This is a genomic window from Microcoleus sp. Pol7_B2 (genome assembly GCF_036701035.1).
In the GTDB taxonomy this organism is placed as follows: domain Bacteria; phylum Cyanobacteriota; class Cyanobacteriia; order Cyanobacteriales; family Microcoleaceae; genus Microcoleus.
Map to the genome: position 1 here is coordinate 34,706 of NZ_JAUBQB010000014.1, position 16,226 is coordinate 50,931.

Below are 16,226 nucleotides of genomic sequence, written 5' to 3' on the forward strand. Positions count from 1 at the left end.
GTTTTACGACCAGCTATAAAGCTAAAGTTTCTTGGTCAAACCAAAAACCAACCGAGAAAAAATCCGTACACCAGTTGAATATTTCAGGACTCAGTAAATGGCTAAAAAGAAAAATATCGAACCCCTTGAAGGCGAAGATCTGATCAAAAAGGTCAAAGACCTAGAGAACCTTACCAAGGAAGAAAAAGCTAGAGCCTGTGGCTACTACACCGTTACCAAGAACGGCGTAGAACGGGTCAACATGATGAAATTCCTGAATGCGCTGATTGATGCAGAAGGCATTCAGCTAGACGGGAAGCAAAACGGCAATGGACGCGGCGGACGCTCTGCCAGCTATCGGATTAGCGTTCAATCTAACGGCAACTTACTGATTGGAGCTGCCTACACCAAACAGATGGAACTCCAGCCAGGAGATGAATTTGAAATCTCTCTGGGACGCAAGCACATTCACCTGCGCCAAATTGATCGAGAAGAAGAAGTAGCCTAGGCCTTTACGACTTGCTTTGACTTCTTGCTTGAACAGGTTGGTTTGACTTCAAGCGTTGACTGCAAGCAGAGAATTGGCTCTGAAATCTTTCTGTGAGCCTCAAACAGTATGGCTTCTATAGATGGCAATGGCTGGACAAAAGCCACTGCCACTACTTTATATTTTCCGAGAATACCTATTCTCGCCCCTCGCTATATCCGTGTGGACAAGCGGGGGATTTTCCGCGTAGCTGTTAAACAGAAGTTCGGCAGCCGATTGTGTACGGGATTTAACGGATGTAATGGATGTAATGGATGGATGTTCTGCAACCAATTGTGTACGGGATTTAACGGATGTAATTGATGAACCGAAGAGGTTTGAAGGAAGAATTAGGTTTGATTGAGCTAGGAAACCCACCAAAGCAAGAAAATTGCAGAGGTATTCTCAGCAAACAGTGCGTCATACCAGTTGAAAAAAAGAAAGAATGCAACTGTAGCGCAGCTCGAAAGCACGAGCTTGATCATTCATTCCCAATTATTTAACCTAAAATCTAAAATCTAAAATTTTATGTGTCTGTGTGGGAGGTGTTTTGAGGGCAAGGAAACACCTTGATCGCCCCTAAGTGAAAATACAGGCTGGAACAGTTAAAGTGTTAGGGAGCAATTAGTCATCAGCCTATGCCGTTGCCCCGATTCGCGAGTAAAACTTCTCAACACCAACCAAAAATCTCCCTGCGTCGCCTTCTAGTGGCCTCTTTTGTGCTGCAAATCGTCGCAGGAGTGGGGATTGTCGGGTATCTGTCCTTTCGCAACGGAGACAAAGCAGTCGAAGATCTCGCCGAGAAATTGATCGCGGAGACGGGAAAGAGAGTTGAAGAAAAGCTGATTTCTTTTCTCGAACATACCCAGTGGGTAAATCAACTTAACGCTGAAGCGATCGAGCGCGGTGAATTAAACTTACAGTTAGAAAAGCCACAGCCTCGGGGAGAGAAGTTCCTCTGGCAGCAAATGCGATCTTTTAAAAGCATTCAATGGATATCCTTCGGCGCTGAAAAATCAGGAGAATATCTCGGCATTTGGCGCAACCCCACGCATAACAGCTTGCAAATTGTCGCGGCGAACAAGTCTAGCAACTTTCACAGCATTTACTACGCTACAGACGGCAACGGCACTCGCACCGCTAAATTAAAGGCAGAACCCAGAACCTACGATGCCCGTCTCCGCCCCTGGTACAAGGAAGCTGTCGCAGCTAATAAACCGATTTGGACGAGCATTTATCCGGGTTTTACTCCTGGGACGGTTTTTATTGCTGCCAGCCAACCGATTCGCGCTCGAAATGGTAAATTGCTGGGAGTTAGTGCAGTAGACTTTTCGCTCTCGGAGCTTCAGCAATATCTCCATCGCATCAAGCTTAGCAAAACGGGACAAATTTTCGCGATCGAACGATCGGGCTTGCTGGTTGCCAGTTCGAGTCAAGAATCACCCTTTAGAAAGATGTCTGGAAAGCCGCAACTGCAGCGGGTGAATGTTTTAGACAGCCAAAATCCTGTCATTCGCACTGCAGCTAAATATTTGTACGAAAACTTCGGGGGCTTTGGCGACATTCAGCAGCGGCAGCAACTGCAATTTAGCCGAGACGGGGAGGAATATTTTGTGGAAGTGCTGCCCTTTTCTGATGTTTACGGTTTGAACTGGCTGATTGCGATCGCAGTTCCCGAATCAGATTTCATGGGGCAAATCAACAAAAATACGCGCACTACAATTTTACTTTGTTGGGCGGCGCTGCTGCTATCGACAATTGCTGGAGTGCTGACAGCTAGGTGGGTAACGCTGCCGCTGCTGCGGCTCAACGAAGCAGCTAAAGATATTGCCGTCAGAGAGTTCGATCGCCCTGTTGCTGTCAGTAGGCTTGAGGAAGTCGGCGAATTAGCGCACTCTTTCAACGAGATGGCAGCTCAACTGAAACAGTCTTTTCAAGCTTTGGCAGAAAGTGAAGAAAAATTTGCCAAGCTGGTAGAAAATTTGCCTGTTGGAGTCTCGGCGATGACTCCGGGTGGTGCATTTATTTTCATCAATTGGGCGGGAGAGCAGATATTGGGTAGGGGAGAAATGCCCGATGCCACCGCAGCAGAGCTAGCAGAAGCTTATCAAATTTATATAGCAGGCACTAATCAACTATACCCGGTCGAGCAAATGCCGTTTGTGCGGGCGTTGAGTGGCTTGGAGGTGATTGCTGAAGATGTGGATATTCGCCGAGACGGGAAAAATATTCGTTTGGAAGTGCGAGCGCTGCCGGTGTTTGACGGTGCGGGGAATATCCTTTATGTTCTTACTGTTTTTAAAGATATTACGGCTCGCAAACAGGCAGAGCAAATATTGACTGACTACAACCGTACCCTCGAAATTGAAGTAGTCGAGCGCACGATCGAGCTAGCCTCGATCAATGCCCGTTTGCAGCTCGAAATTGAGGAGCGCAAGCAAGCTGACAAAATTATCCGTCAAGAGCGCGACTTTAACTTAAAGATTATCGAAAATTCTCCGATTTTTTTTGTGGCGATCGACTCTGAGGGTAAAATCCTGCTGGCGAATAACTGTATGCTGGAAGCGGTGGGCTATACTGCCACAGAAGTTGCAGGCAAAGATTACTTAGCTACATTTGTACCCCCAAGCGATCGAGCCGGATTACATTCGATTTTTACGGGCGTAACAGCGCGGGAGCAAACGGTTAACGAACATCGCATTCTCACTTCGGACGATCGGACTTTGTTAGTCGAGTGGCACGGCACACCGGTGCTCGACGAAGGTGGCAGTCTGGATTTTTTGTTTGGATTTGGGATTGATATTGGCGATCGCAAACAAGCACAATTAGCCTTGCAAAAAAGCGAAGCTCTGTTTCACAAATTAGCGAACACTGTTCCCGGAGAACTTTACATATTCGTGCAGCATCCCGACGGCTCAGTCAAGATGGAATATATCAGTCCTCTGTGCCGAGAAATTCAAGAATTAGAGCCGGAGGAAATCCAGAACAACTCTGCTTTATTCTACGAACAAATACACCCGGACGATCGATCCAGTCACTTCCAGGCAATTGTCAAAAGTGCCACTGATCTCGAACCATTTTCCCACGAGTGGCGGATTGTGACAGCCTCGGGAAAACTCAAATGGCTGCAAGGTTATTCTCGACCAGAATTGCGCGAAAATGGAGATATTGTCTGGCACGGCATAATCATTGATACGAGCGATCGCAAACAAGCAGAACAAGAACTCCAACAAGCCAAAGAAGCCGCCGAAGCTGCCAACAAAACTAAAAGCCTCTTTCTAGCCAACATGAGCCACGAATTGCGAACTCCCCTCAACGCCATTCTCGGCTTCGCTCAATTAATGGAACCCAGCGCTAATTTAACTTTGTCGGAGAAAGAAAATATCAAAATTATTCGTCGCAGCGGAGAACACCTGCTTCAACTGATCAATCAAGTCTTAGACTTATCTAAAATAGAAGGTGGGCGGATGGCACTCAACGCCAAAATTTTTGACTTGTACCGCTTGCTGGAAGACGTGCAAAATATGTTTTTAATTACGGCAAAAAATAAAGGATTGCAAGTAATTATTGACTGCTATTCCGATGTTCCCCAATACGTGCAAACTGATGATTTTAAGTTGCGACAAGTGTTGATTAATCTATTAGATAATGCGGTTAAATTTACCCAGTATGGTTCAGTTTTAATCACCGTATGCTCCAAGCAAGAAGGAATAATTAAGCCTGCCGAAAACGAATTTGTAAATAGTGGAGAACCTCAACAAACTCTTTTTATTAGTTTTGAAATAGCCGATACAGGAGTTGGTATTTTCCCGGAAAAATTAGAAAGCATATTTGAATTATTGGTGCAAACTTCATCAGAAAAGAAAGTTCAAACAGGTACGGGTTTAGGATTAAACATCAGCCGCGAGTTCATAAGATTAATGGGGGGCGACATTACTGTCGAGAGCGAAGTGGGACACGGCACAGTCTTCAAGTTTGACATTCAAGTTGTTACCGCAGCGGGGGCGGGTGAAGTCATCAATAAATATGTTGAAGTCAATGATTTATCGCAAAGTTCAAGAATGGTACAAGAAAAAATATCTGATAGTGCTGCAATATTTACGCTGGACTCCAAGCCGAAAGTTCCCCCAGAATGGACGAGCAATCTAAAACAGGCAGTCCGTGAGGCTGACTTCGACTTGATTGCCACAAGTATTGAGGAAATCGGCAGCGATAATGAGGTTTTGGCGGAAGTTCTGATGAATCATCTATATAATTTTGATTATCAAAAAATACTAGATTTGATCGCGGAAATTGATCTGTAGGGGACGCAATGTGCATCTTCTCCTATAAATTTGCTGAGTTTTCGGGTGCGACTAAGCTCACGTTATATCGATTTCGGTTGCACTCCTTATCATTGTTGACTGTTGACTGTTGACTGTAGAAGGAGGGTCAAAAAAATGAAAATTGCGCGAATTATTTGTTGGCGGCTTGATTCGACTTTACGCCTGACGATGAAGCGTGGACTTGATATCATTCCGGCGCCCCGGATTTGATATTATCTATAAAGTTGTTGTGGGGAGCATCTCGGCAGAGATGCTCCCCGAACAGTTATTGTAGCTGCTGCCCCAATAGTCATGAGATAGCATAAAATCCTCGCTCAAAGGTCAATACACTCTGATAATTATCATGCTTGATATCAAATCCGTTAGCATCGGAATAGTAAATTCGAGTTGACTGTTGACTGTTGACTGTGAACAGTCAACAGTCAACATCATAAGGAGTGTAACCGGAAATGATATGATTGGCTGCTAATAATTGAGTGTTTGACTTGACTTTTTTGAAGCTAGAGTTAACCCCCCCGATCGCCCTTTTGGTAAGGAGAAATCGAGGGGGTTAACTATTATTTGTCAAGTATCTGAGGATATCAAGCAGGGTTCGCTTCGGCTCGTCTTTGTAGCAGGCGGGCAATTTCAGCTTTTTCTACAAGTCCGACGAGGACACCGTTTTCGCGAATGACGGGGAGTTCTTGTACTTTTAGCTGTTCCAGAAGGGTGACGACTTCGAGGAGGGATAATTCTGGTTTGACGGTGGTGGAAAATTCGATCGGCTTCAGGAGTTCTTTCACTAAAACTTGGGGCCAAGTTCCGGTAGGAATGGTTTTGAGGTCGTCAAGGTCGATCGCACCTACCAATTGTCCGGCATCATCTGTTGCCAGGAACCTGCGCCAGGTTTGAGTGCTACCGATCACGTAGTTGTTGGCAAATTCTCTGAGGGACAAGTCTTGGGAGACGATCGGACTTTCGGGGGTCACAGCATCTGCGGCTGTCAGGCCTGCCAGTTGATTTTGGACTGTGGCATATTGGGCAGATTGACCGGCATTTTGCAGTAAGAACCAACCGATTACTAGATTCCAGATATTGCCGAATACGCCTGTAGCAATGGCAATCCAACCAATTATTTGACCGACGCGGCTAGCAAAAATTACACCTTTGTAAGGGTTGCCGGTAATTTTCCAGACGATCGCTTTGAGGATGTTGCCGCCGTCGAGGGGCAAACCGGGAATTAAGTTAAATAAGGCTAGAACTAAGTTGATGGAAGCTAAAAGTCCGACGATGGCGGCGGCGGGGCCTGTGAGACCAGCACCAATGCCGATCGCTGTTAACAAACCGGATAACAATAAGCTGACCAACGGGCCTGCAATCGCTACCCAAAATGCTTCGGCTGGGGTTTTGGATTCTCTTTCCAAATTAGCCAGTCCGCCAAACAGAAATAGCGAAATTGATTTCACGCCAATTCCCTGTTTAATGGCTACCCAACTGTGTCCTAATTCGTGGGCTAAGACGGAAGCAAATAACAGTAACGCTGTCAAGAATCCCAGCATCCAGGGCGCTACGGGGCCCAATGTGGGAAACAGGGCAGCTAGTGCGCCGCCGTACTGCCAGGTTACTAAACCCAGAACTAAAAACCAAGATGCGTTGACAAAGAAGGGAATCCCAAACAGGTTGCCGACGCGAAATGTACCGTTCATAATGGCTACCTCTGATTTTACGAATGAGAGGTTTTTCTCTCTGTCTCCTTATCGTAACGAAACGTAACGGCGATGTTAATGCTTCAATTAGGGTGTTATCCGTCTGTCGAGGTTCGGTTTGCGGAATAATCAACGCCGACTGCGGTTTTGCCCGCTAGGGGTTAAAAATCTTTATCTCAAAACGGAAGTTTTCGCTATGAGGCTTGAGGAGGATATTTGTTTTAGTTTTATGTTTTAATTTTCAATGGGTTTTAACTCACATCTTGCACCTCTGTCATGAACACGCAAGATGCCTGTTCCACAACAGATGAATTTACTTTCTTGTGGGCCGTTGCTCCTCGCCCGCCCATAAAAGCCTTATTGAGAATGGGGCAATATCTCACTTTTAACCGAATGCAAGCTTTGAGAGGGGGAATTAATCCCCCGGCTGACTATTACAACTGTGGCAAGATATCAGTTTCAAGCAACTTTAGCTATAATGACTTACCCTAAGAATAGTTTTAGTGCTAATAATTATGCCAGAATCTTTTTTGCTCGGTCGGCTGCTGTTGCAATTCAACAGCGAAGCCGCTGATATTATTACAGACTTATCCGCTGTTGCTGTAACTCCCGATGGCAATTTGTGGCTGGGTTCCGATGAAACGGCTTCGATCGAGCGTTTGTCGCCTGTGGCGCCTCATATTTTTGGAGAACATAAAAGATTTGCGATCGCAGATTTTATCGATCTATCTGGACAATCCGAAATCGATATTGAAGGAATTGATTTCAGCAGCGATTATCTTTGGCTGGTCGGTTCTCACAGCACAAAACGCAACAAAGCTAAAGGCAAAAACGCAGACAAAGACATTAAAAGATTAGCAGAAATAGAGACAGATGTCAACCGTTATTTGCTGGCGCGCATTCCTATGAAAGACGGGATTTTGTGCGAGTCAATTTCCCATTCAGACAATCAAAGGGAACAGAAAGTGGGATGCCTTCAGCGGACAGAAACGGGCAATTTGCTGACAGACGCGCTCAAAGATGACAGCCACCTGGGTCTATATTTATCTGTGCCGATTCCGAGTAAAGAAAATGGCTTTGATATTGAAGGGTTGGCGGTGCGCGGAAATCGGATTTTTATTGGTTTGCGGGGACCTGTACTGCGGGGTTGGGCAATTATTTTAGAAATAGAAGTTGAAGAGGCAGAACCGGGAGTTTTAAAACTTAAGGAAATTGGGAAAGGAGGGAAATTGTACAACAAACATTTTGTTGATTTGAACGGTTTGGGCGTGCGAGAATTGTGCTGGAACGGGAAAGATTTAATTGTTTTAGCCGGGCCGACGATGACTTTATCGGGGGCGACGAGGGTTTTTCGGTTAAAGGGAATTTTAGGGCGATCGGGCGACAGTATTACGGGGCAAGATGGGGGAGATTTGGAGGTATTGTTTGACTTGCCTTTTAAAGTGGGTACGGACAATGCTGAAGGGTTGAGCCTGTTTCCGTATTTGGGGGAGCAGAATTCGCTGTTAGTGGTTTACGATTCGCCGGATGGGGAGAGAATGGTTGAGCAAAATAGTATTCTGGCGGATATTTTTAGGTTGAATTTGTAGTGAGGAATTTAGTCCGAGCAAGTTTTGGTGAATCAGGAATAAGGACTGAAGTCCTGACTACAAACAGATGCCAAATTAAGTTAATTGTCGATCGCATCCCTCCGCCGCTGGCTGTAGCGTTTCAATTCATCAATTAAGTGAGTATCGTTAGAAGCTGTTCTCGCGCCAGCTTCCGCCGCCCAGCGCTTCAAATCTTCAATTTGCGATCGCGCGATCGCAGCTAAAGGTACTGTATCCTCGATCGCCCTCAAAATATCCTCGGTCATCAAATCCCGGCGCTGTCCGTTTACAAAAGTTCCAAAGGCCCGATACAATCCATCTATTACCACTTGCTCAATTTCTGCACCGCTAAAATTTTCAGCGCGTTTGGCCAAAACCGCCAAATCAAACTCGCGCAATCTAGTCGGCCGCAATCGCTGCAAATGCACTTTAAAAATATCTTGCCGTTCCGATTCTGAGGGCAAATTCAAAAAGAAAATTTCATCAAACCTGCCCTTTCTCAGCAACTCTGCCGGCAAAATCCTGACGTTATTTGCAGTTGCAACAATAAACACCGGACTGGTTTTTTCCTGCATCCAAGTAATCAAACTGCCGAATACGCGACGTGAAGTTCCCGAGTCGCCGTCGCTACCGCTGATAATGTTGCCAAAGGCTTTATCTATTTCATCAATCCACAAAACGCAAGGTGCGATCGCCTCTGCTAATTGTATCATTTGCCTGACGCGGCTTTCGCTTTCTCCGACCACGCCGCCAAACAATCTCCCAGTATCCAACCGCAACAGCGGCAAACGCCATTCTGAGGCTATTGTTTTCGCAGATAAAGATTTGCCCGTTCCTTGAATTCCTACTAACAAAACTCCTTTCGGATTCGGTATACCGTAGCGACGCGCTTCGTCAGTAAAAGCATCTTGCCGCATTTTTACCCACTGTTTCAAATTCTCCAAGCCGCCCACACTTTTTAGGGATTCTCGGGAGTTGAAAAACTCCAAAATGCCCGTTTGGCGAATTGCTTGCTGTTTTTCCTCCAAAACTCCGTCAATATCTGACTCGTTAATTTGCTGTTTGGCGGCCAAAGCTTTAGCCAAAACCCGCCCGATTCTAGCGCGGCTCAAACCCTGACAAGCTTTAACCAACTGTTCCCTTGCTAAACCGCTAACTTGCAACTGTTGCGGCTTTTCCACAACGTGGGAAATTAAACTGTCGATTTCTTGCACGTTGGGCAAAGGAAAATCAATTACTGTTACTTCTTCTTTCAATTCTTCGGGCAATTCCAGCGTGTGAGAAGTAAGAACTATAGTTTTTTTGCTGCGCTTCAATTCCCGCGTTAAATTCCGCAATTCTCGCACTACCGGGGCGCTTTTTTCGCTGTAGGGATATTTCAAAGTTGGGTGCAAATCCCGCAGTACAAATATGGTATATTCTTCAACAGCAGTTTTGCTGACGCGATCGAGCGCCGCCATTACCGAACCTTTCCCAGAACCGTTATCCTCCCAGCCGCGCACGAGATCCCAGAATAACACCCGGCGCGGGGGAGTTACTTGCAGCGCTACTTGGGCAATTACGGCTTCGACCGGTTCCTCCTCCGCGCCGACAATGTACAGCAGCGAATAGCGGGCGCGAATCATCAAATCTAGTCGCTTTACCAGTGCCTCGAAATGGTTATTTTTACTGCCATCGACGGCATCATTTTTTCTGGCTTTAGGGTAATTTTCTGTCATTTTATTTGATATCTTAGATATATATTCAACTTTATTATTAAATATTTTGTTTGCAGTCAGGACTTTAGTCCTTAAAAAGGATTTAACCGCACTAAAGGTTGGTAGTAAGGACTTTAGTCCTTAACAAGTATTTAGCCGCACTAAAGTCCGTACTGCCAACGTTAAAATTATAACAGAATAGTACGCAATTGGCTATTTAGGCACTTTTCGAGCTTGTTTCACCATTTCAATGAGAGTGTGGTGAGCATCTTCGGCGTCTTTTAAAGTGCGATCGAAATTTACTCTAACAGGCACTGTTTCGTCGTTGACTTTAGCGGTTAAATCCATGCCATTGGCATCAATAGCGAGCATTTGAGCTTCCGTTGCCTCCGGTTGGTCGCCAAATGCTTGAGCGTACAGCACTACAGCACTAGCGTGGTCTTCGTTCATGTGAGTGCAGATGCGATCGCTAATCTCAGTAGAAAACGGTTCTGACATGGGAGATTCCTCAGATGCAATATCGATCGATTGTACTGCGATCGGTACAAAGATTTCAAGAGCCAGGAATTGCCTCAAGATTTATGAGGGATAAATAACTAAATTATATCCGCGTTAATCGGCGTTCATCTGCGGTTAAACAATCAAATCATTCAACTAAAATGATAAAATATTAGCTTAATATTCCCTAATCAAATGAAAAACTATAGCGCTTATATCGAACTACTCAAAACATTTCCGCCGCGACCCATAACTGCTGAGGAGGAGTTAATGGCAACTCAAGAAGCGATCGATTCTTTGTTGGACAAAGGCGAACTGACTCCAGACGAACGCGACTACCTCCATGTACTAGGAACTATGGTTTATGAGTACGAGCAAACTTTAGAACCCATACCTGACATTTACGGAGTAGAATTATTAAAGGCTTTAATCGAAGAATTTGAACTCAGACAAAAAGACCTAGTTCCTATTTTTAAAACCGAGTCTATTGTCTCAGATATCCTCCGTGAAAAGCGCCAACTTACAACCGAGCACATACAAAAACTTGCAGATTTTTTCGGCGTATCGCCGGCTGTTTTCTTTCCGTTGCATCGAGTTAAAACAACTGCTTGAATTGAAAAACATATTTTTGTTTGTAGTAAGGACTTTAGTCCAGAAACCTGGTTTTTACGGTAAGACGTATTGTCACCGAGAGATTCTCTAAAAACCCGGTTGCTTGCATCGGAGTGCGTAAATCCTGAGAATGCTTCCTTTTCATTGCTTTTTAAAGGCGAGACAGTTTATCATAATTAGCAACTAAAGAGTATTTAACCAACCTGCCATGCTGTGGACGCCCGGACAAATCCTCAAAACTCGCCCTCTCCGCATCGACACCATCCTCGCACAAGGGGGATTTGGCCTTACCTACAAAGCAACACATTTGCAACTCAACTATCAAGTTGTCCTCAAAACACCGAATGTGAGTTTGCAAAACGACCCGGAATACGCCCACTTCGTCCGCAGATTTATCCGCGAAGGGCAAATCTTAGCAAAATTTTGCCAAAACGCGCATCCTGGAATTGTCCGCATTAGCGATTTGTTTGAGGAAAAAGGCCTTCACTGTTTGGTAATGAATTTAATTGTCGGCCAAAGTTTATTTGATACAGTACGGCAACGGGGGCGACTCCCGGATACAGAAGCGGTGGCACTTATCCGCCAAATGGGAGAAGCATTAAGTGATGTTCACCAAGCAGGAATTGTCCATCGAGATGCCCATCCGGGGAATATTATGTTGCGTCCCAACGGGCAAGCAGTATTAATTGATTTTGGGCTAGCGAGTGAATTAATGCCAACTATTATTAGTAGCAGACATCCTCATAACCCTGCTTTTGCTCCTTGGGAACAGCATATCGAAGGTAGTGGTAAACCAACGGTTGATATTTATGCTTTAGCTGCATCTTTATATTATGCAGTAACGGGAAAAGTACCAACAGCTTCCCTCAATCGGCATTTTAGAAATGAAGCATTGCCACCTGCGAAAAATTTTGGGGTAAAAGATTGGGTAAGTTTAGCAATAGAAAAAGGGATGGCAGACGCAGCGGAAAAGCGGCCGCAGTCGATGAAAGATTGGTTGAGTTATCTCCGGGAACCGATTCCGTTAACGATTCCCAGTGTTTCGGTACAGCTTAAATCGGCGCGGGGTGTTGATTACACTCGTCTGCGGGATTTATTGGCTGCGGGGAAGTGGAAAGAGGCGAATAAAGAAACATTCGAGCTGATGCTGAAAGCTGCTAGACGAGAGGATCAAGGTTGGTTAAATAGGAAATCCATCGATAATTTTCCTTGCGATGATTTACGAATGATCGACCAATTGTGGGTAAAATACAGTCAAGGTCACTTTGGTTTTAGTGTCCAGAAAAAAATCTGGTTGGAAGTGGGCGGTAAAGTGGATGAAAAGACTGAAAAAAAGCTGGGTGAGAGCGTCGGTTGGCGAAAAAAAGGTGAATGGTTAACAGACGATAACCTAACTTTTAATCTGCTAGCACCTAGTGGCCACCTTCCTTGGTGTGGTACGTGGGAGCCGTTGTGGTTGTTGTTGGTTAGTTTGTTATTTGGTGTGTGTTTTATTGCTTTGGCGATAGTTCCTGTTTCGGGTGTTTCGCCTGGCGTTAATTTGGGTTTTTGCTTGGTGTGTGTGTTGACATCTTTCGTTTGTCATTCGTTGGTTAGGTACTCTCGTAGTTGTTATATTGCCCGTCGCATCAATAGCTGTAATAGCCCCTGGCACATCGAATAATATTCTCAAACCAAGCTCAATTCAAAGAAATTAGAGAGCAACAAAAACCTAACGAAGTCGAAACCAATCATCAAGATGAGGATCTCAACTAATGCGTTATGCCATTGTCATTGAAAAAACACCCAATAACTATTCAGCTTATGCGCCAGATTTACCCGGATGTGCAGCCACAGGCGCTACCCTTGCGGAAGTACAGCAGGAAATTAAAGAAGCGATCGAATTTCACTTAGAAGGGTTGCGAGAGGAGGGTTTACCCATTCCCGAACCCACTACTCTATGTGAGTATGTAGAAGCATGGTAGTAGGGCAAAATATTTCATAGATTAAGTCGGCAAAATTCAATTATAATCTGCTCTAAAGAGGATGTTATCGAACACTTCTTAGTCAAACAGTAACAACTATATCATTCCAAATCCGCAAGAGCTACTTTCAAGCAAGCACGAACCTCCTTCCAGTCACGTTCCGACAGATGACCAATTAGAACTAAGTTGGAAGATGGGGGTAGAGTGACAATAAAACTGCGAAAAACTGAAGCGACTCGTAAACCTGCTGCGGCCCAATCTTGGAGTATATAATCAGTTAAAGTTAAAGCAGTGGTCTGTGTAGTAAGGAGTCCAGCTATTACATCAGAGCGGGTTGTGTTATAGGTAACTGATGATAGAATTACAGCCGGACGACGTTTAATGCCAGTGACACCAGGAAAATCAACTGTCACCACATCACCAGGATTAAAAGACACTATTACATCTCCTCATTTTCAGAAAAAATGGTTGCCGCGTACTGCAAAGAAAATGCCGTCACATCGAGTTTATCTTCCTCAGTCCAAGTCTCGCTTTCATCGACAACCGACAGATTTTGCTGCACCAAATCGTTGAGAATAAGAGTTGCCAAGCGCAGTCTATCCTTTGGTGAAAGGGTAGACAGAACGCGATCGTAAACTTCTCGAACAGTAGTTAACATAGCAAATCCTCTTGCTTCTTATCTTGTGGAACACTTAGGGCAAGTTGATTTGATTATAGCTCAAAAAATTAATAAATTTATGCTATACTCAAATTTTAATTTTTAACCCCAGATTCACCTATGCCAACTTTAACTGATATTGGCATTCTCATCATTTCCACACCAGAAACCTGTGGAAATCGCCCCCGCATCGCAGGCACTAGAATAACAGTTCAACGAATCGCTGTTTGGTACAAAATGGGGATGAAATCAGAAGAAATTATTGCAGAAATTCCCCACTTAAATTTAGCACAAGTTCATGCAGCATTAGCTTACTACTACGCCAATAAAGAGCAAATTGATGCCGATATTGCGATGGAAGAAGCTGAGTGCGATCGCTTAGCCAATGAACACAAAGTGGGGAGTTAATCGTTAGATACCCTGACTTCTTAAAGAAGTCAGGTATATGAGTATTCTATCGTACAAACTGCACAGCTTAACTAAAAGATCGATCGTCAAACGGCAATTCATCAAATCGCGAATCAATATCAGCCTCAGAATTGGCAACAGGGGAATTAGCGCGAGATGCCGGCGGCTTTGCTGAATGCACCTTGGCTACCGGTAACTTTGCCGCAGGTTCCGATTTCTGTAGGTTAACTACCGGTAACTCCCCGCCATTTTCTCCATTTTTGCTCGTTTGATTCCACATCATCATTCCCAGCAAACCATCAACCAAACCGCCACCGCTACCGTTGCCTGTTACCGCAACATCCGGCACAACTCGCACGTTGCGATCGCCTATAATTTGCATTAACTGCAAAGCCGTATAACCGGAAGCACCCAAAGCCACAACACCCGCGCGATAAGCTTCAGCTTGAGCATTTCCCTTCACCCGAATCGACTCAGCTTCACCTTGAGCTTGTTTCACCTGAGAATTCGCTTTCAACTCAGAAATCTTCACGCCTTGTTCGGATTTCACCATCTCTTGTTGAATCTCAGCCAGCGCCGTTTCCCGCACCAATTGTTGCCGCTGAGTTTGTGCTAATTGCTGCACCTCATAAGTCTTGCACTGTTCCTCAGCTATTTTGCGATCTGTTTGAGTTTGCATCAACTCTGCTGGCGGCAAAATATCACCGATTAAAGTATCAATTGCCTGCACGTCGTAGGTACGCAAAGCTGCTTTGATATACTCGGCGGCTTCGGCTTGTCTGCCGCTTCTTGCCGAGAGAAAATCTAATACAGAATAAGCTTGAGCCGAATTGCGGAAATAATTCCCAATTGTCGGCTGCAAAACATGGTCAACTAAGTTCTGCATTGAACCGACGCGAGAGATAACTTTCGGAGCATCCAAAGCTCCAACGTGAATAATCTGAGCTACTTCTAAATCAAAGGCGAAACCATCTTGAGAACGCACGGTTAAAGACGAAAGTTTAGAATCGTAACTGTGCCTTTCTGTTTTGCCAGACCAATTCAATACTATATTAGTAGTCGGCACTAACTCTACTTTCAAAATGCGAGTGTTCAGCGGATGTTTCCCCGGATAAAGGGGAGTTACCCAAACCCCTTTATTGCCGACATTTACTAAATTTCCGTGAGTGAAAGCAGCGCCGCTGACATCTTCTGAGGTTTTGCCGACATAGGAAATAACCGCGCCGACATAGCCGATCGGGATTTCGGTCATCGGCACTTGTTCCACCCCGACAAACCAAGGATTTAAATTCCAAGAACCGGAAAGCAAAACCTGTTCCTGCAAACCGCGCCGCCCGCCGCCGCTGATAAATTTCTGCGCGTTTTGGAAGTTGTCGTGATTCGGAATAATCGGCCCTGCAATTTCGCCATCTTGGATCGGAACGCCGTCATAAGTTGTCACAACTCCCACTTTATCGGGAGCAATTTTGTACAGTTTCAATTGTTCCGCTGTCATCCCGTGTTTGGGAGCATTAGCTGCTGTAATTACCGTAAATAATGCCGTATTTATCCGATAGCTGCCGCCCGTCAGAATGCCGAGTTGGCGACCTTTTTCGCCACCGCTTTTAAGAAATTTGCGAGCATCTTGAAAATTGTCGCATTCTGTGATTTTGCCTAGGATGCGCTGGGGCGGAATCGACTCGCCGGCGGCGGCGATAATTAAAGCAATTTCACCTTGGGGAACTACAGTTAGAGACTCTTTGCGAACGTTGTACTGCAAAGGCCAATAACCCCAGTGCCAACCGGGGGGCAAAGTATCAGCTTGATATCCAGCTTCTCCGTTTAAGGCAATTAAATCTCCGGGCGGTAAAGACTTGCCGCCGAAGGTAAACTTTTTACTGACAATTCCGACTTCCCGATCGCCAATTACTACCAATCCGCCAAAAAATAGCGGCAGCACCAGAATAATTATCATACCGCCGATCGCGATCGGGATAAATCCCCCCGGATCGAGCTGCATTGTCTGCACGGGAACAGTGCTGCGTAACTGCCCTAGCTGCAAGCTAGAATCAGGTTTTGCGGCTAGCTGAGTCGAGGTTTGATTTGCGGGGGGGATATTGCTAGCGGCTAATACCGGCGAGGGTTTCAAACTGGTTATTGCACTGAGGGCTAAAGACGCCGAAACAGCGGCTGCAAACTGTTTTAAAATGCGGACTTTGACTTGAGATTTGGACAAAAATGAATAAAGCATTTTTTTGATGAGGGCTAATTTGTCCTAGGAGTTCCACCTTAGCCTTACTAAAAAG

14 protein-coding genes are annotated in these 16,226 nt (G+C 45.1%); 8 read left to right on the top strand and 6 right to left on the bottom strand.

Going from position 1 to position 16,226, the window contains the following annotated elements:
• Positions 1 to 97: 97 nt before the first annotated feature.
• The 3 genes from QUA57_RS08140 (at position 98) to QUA57_RS08150 (ending at position 4,809) form a co-directional block, all read left to right on the top strand.
• Entirely contained in the window at positions 98 to 487 is a 390-nt protein-coding gene (locus tag QUA57_RS08140) for an AbrB family transcriptional regulator (RefSeq protein WP_333060228.1), read from the top strand.
• Between the two features lie 108 nt (positions 488 to 595).
• Entirely contained in the window at positions 596 to 829 is a 234-nt protein-coding gene (locus QUA57_RS08145; protein ID WP_333060229.1) for a hypothetical protein, read from the top strand.
• A 314-nt stretch (positions 830 to 1,143) separates the two neighbouring features.
• On the top strand, positions 1,144 to 4,809 hold the full coding sequence (locus QUA57_RS08150) for a PAS domain S-box protein (protein ID WP_333060230.1): 3,666 nt from the start codon (positions 1,144 to 1,146) through the stop codon (positions 4,807 to 4,809).
• A gap of 602 nt (positions 4,810 to 5,411) precedes the next feature.
• Here the strand turns inward: QUA57_RS08150 and QUA57_RS08155 are convergent.
• The gene (locus QUA57_RS08155) at positions 5,412 to 6,515 is read right to left on the bottom strand and encodes a site-2 protease family protein (RefSeq protein WP_333041196.1); all 1,104 of its coding nucleotides are present in this window, start codon (positions 6,513 to 6,515) and stop codon (positions 5,412 to 5,414) included.
• Between the two features lie 515 nt (positions 6,516 to 7,030).
• Between QUA57_RS08155 and QUA57_RS08160 the strand changes: the two genes are divergently transcribed.
• Positions 7,031 to 8,104: a DUF3616 domain-containing protein gene (locus QUA57_RS08160; RefSeq protein WP_333060231.1), complete on the top strand. Its 1,074-nt coding sequence runs from the start codon at positions 7,031 to 7,033 to the stop codon at positions 8,102 to 8,104.
• Positions 8,105 to 8,184: 80 nt separating this feature from the next.
• Here QUA57_RS08160 and QUA57_RS08165 read toward each other — a convergent pair whose 3' ends face one another.
• Both QUA57_RS08165 and QUA57_RS08170 read right to left on the bottom strand, forming a co-directional pair.
• Entirely contained in the window at positions 8,185 to 9,822 is a 1,638-nt protein-coding gene (locus QUA57_RS08165; RefSeq protein WP_333060232.1) for an AAA family ATPase, read from the bottom strand.
• Between the two features lie 192 nt (positions 9,823 to 10,014).
• Complete coding sequence (locus QUA57_RS08170; RefSeq protein ID WP_333251037.1) at positions 10,015 to 10,299, bottom strand: DUF2470 domain-containing protein; 285 nt, start codon at positions 10,297 to 10,299, stop codon at positions 10,015 to 10,017.
• A gap of 195 nt (positions 10,300 to 10,494) precedes the next feature.
• Between QUA57_RS08170 and QUA57_RS08175 the strand changes: the two genes are divergently transcribed.
• The 3 genes from QUA57_RS08175 (at position 10,495) to QUA57_RS08185 (ending at position 12,875) form a co-directional block, all read left to right on the top strand.
• Positions 10,495 to 10,911: a transcriptional regulator gene (locus QUA57_RS08175; RefSeq protein ID WP_333060234.1), complete on the top strand. Its 417-nt coding sequence runs from the start codon at positions 10,495 to 10,497 to the stop codon at positions 10,909 to 10,911.
• 208 nt (positions 10,912 to 11,119) lie between these two features.
• On the top strand, positions 11,120 to 12,574 hold the full coding sequence (locus tag QUA57_RS08180) for a serine/threonine-protein kinase (RefSeq protein ID WP_333060235.1): 1,455 nt from the start codon (positions 11,120 to 11,122) through the stop codon (positions 12,572 to 12,574).
• A 91-nt stretch (positions 12,575 to 12,665) separates the two neighbouring features.
• Positions 12,666 to 12,875 (top strand): type II toxin-antitoxin system HicB family antitoxin, encoded by a 210-nt coding sequence (locus QUA57_RS08185; protein ID WP_333060236.1) that lies wholly within the window; start codon positions 12,666 to 12,668, stop codon positions 12,873 to 12,875.
• 101 nt (positions 12,876 to 12,976) lie between these two features.
• On the opposite strand, the gene QUA57_RS08190 is transcribed toward QUA57_RS08185, so the two are convergent.
• Both QUA57_RS08190 and QUA57_RS08195 read right to left on the bottom strand, forming a co-directional pair.
• Entirely contained in the window at positions 12,977 to 13,312 is a 336-nt protein-coding gene (locus QUA57_RS08190; RefSeq protein ID WP_333060237.1) for a type II toxin-antitoxin system PemK/MazF family toxin, read from the bottom strand.
• 2 nt (positions 13,313 to 13,314) lie between these two features.
• On the bottom strand, positions 13,315 to 13,533 hold the full coding sequence (locus QUA57_RS08195; RefSeq protein ID WP_190734845.1) for a hypothetical protein: 219 nt from the start codon (positions 13,531 to 13,533) through the stop codon (positions 13,315 to 13,317).
• Positions 13,534 to 13,653: 120 nt separating this feature from the next.
• Here QUA57_RS08195 and QUA57_RS08200 point away from each other — a divergent pair, with 120 nt between their 5' ends.
• The gene (locus QUA57_RS08200) at positions 13,654 to 13,941 is read left to right on the top strand and encodes a DUF433 domain-containing protein (RefSeq protein WP_333060238.1); all 288 of its coding nucleotides are present in this window, start codon (positions 13,654 to 13,656) and stop codon (positions 13,939 to 13,941) included.
• A 67-nt stretch (positions 13,942 to 14,008) separates the two neighbouring features.
• Here QUA57_RS08200 and QUA57_RS08205 read toward each other — a convergent pair whose 3' ends face one another.
• The gene (locus QUA57_RS08205; RefSeq protein ID WP_333060239.1) at positions 14,009 to 16,171 is read right to left on the bottom strand and encodes a flotillin family protein; all 2,163 of its coding nucleotides are present in this window, start codon (positions 16,169 to 16,171) and stop codon (positions 14,009 to 14,011) included.
• Positions 16,172 to 16,226: the final 55 nt, after the last annotated feature.

Bases quoted from the DNA above. Each gene is read 5' to 3' on its own strand.
- QUA57_RS08155 (WP_333041196.1), bottom strand. From the start codon at position 6,515: ATGAACGGTACATTTCGCGTCGGCAACCTGTTTGGGATTCCCTTCTTT.
- QUA57_RS08150 (WP_333060230.1), top strand. From the start codon at position 1,144: ATGCCGTTGCCCCGATTCGCGAGTAAAACTTCTCAACACCAACCAAAA.
- QUA57_RS08195 (WP_190734845.1), bottom strand. From the start codon at position 13,533: ATGTTAACTACTGTTCGAGAAGTTTACGATCGCGTTCTGTCTACCCTT.
- QUA57_RS08180 (WP_333060235.1), top strand. From the start codon at position 11,120: ATGCTGTGGACGCCCGGACAAATCCTCAAAACTCGCCCTCTCCGCATC.
- QUA57_RS08160 (WP_333060231.1), top strand. From the start codon at position 7,031: ATGCCAGAATCTTTTTTGCTCGGTCGGCTGCTGTTGCAATTCAACAGC.
- QUA57_RS08200 (WP_333060238.1), top strand. From the start codon at position 13,654: ATGCCAACTTTAACTGATATTGGCATTCTCATCATTTCCACACCAGAA.
- QUA57_RS08145 (WP_333060229.1), top strand. From the start codon at position 596: ATGGCTTCTATAGATGGCAATGGCTGGACAAAAGCCACTGCCACTACT.
- QUA57_RS08205 (WP_333060239.1), bottom strand. From the start codon at position 16,171: ATGCTTTATTCATTTTTGTCCAAATCTCAAGTCAAAGTCCGCATTTTA.
- QUA57_RS08170 (WP_333251037.1), bottom strand. From the start codon at position 10,299: ATGTCAGAACCGTTTTCTACTGAGATTAGCGATCGCATCTGCACTCAC.
- QUA57_RS08175 (WP_333060234.1), top strand. From the start codon at position 10,495: ATGAAAAACTATAGCGCTTATATCGAACTACTCAAAACATTTCCGCCG.
- QUA57_RS08165 (WP_333060232.1), bottom strand. From the start codon at position 9,822: ATGACAGAAAATTACCCTAAAGCCAGAAAAAATGATGCCGTCGATGGC.
- QUA57_RS08185 (WP_333060236.1), top strand. From the start codon at position 12,666: ATGCGTTATGCCATTGTCATTGAAAAAACACCCAATAACTATTCAGCT.
- QUA57_RS08140 (WP_333060228.1), top strand. From the start codon at position 98: ATGGCTAAAAAGAAAAATATCGAACCCCTTGAAGGCGAAGATCTGATC.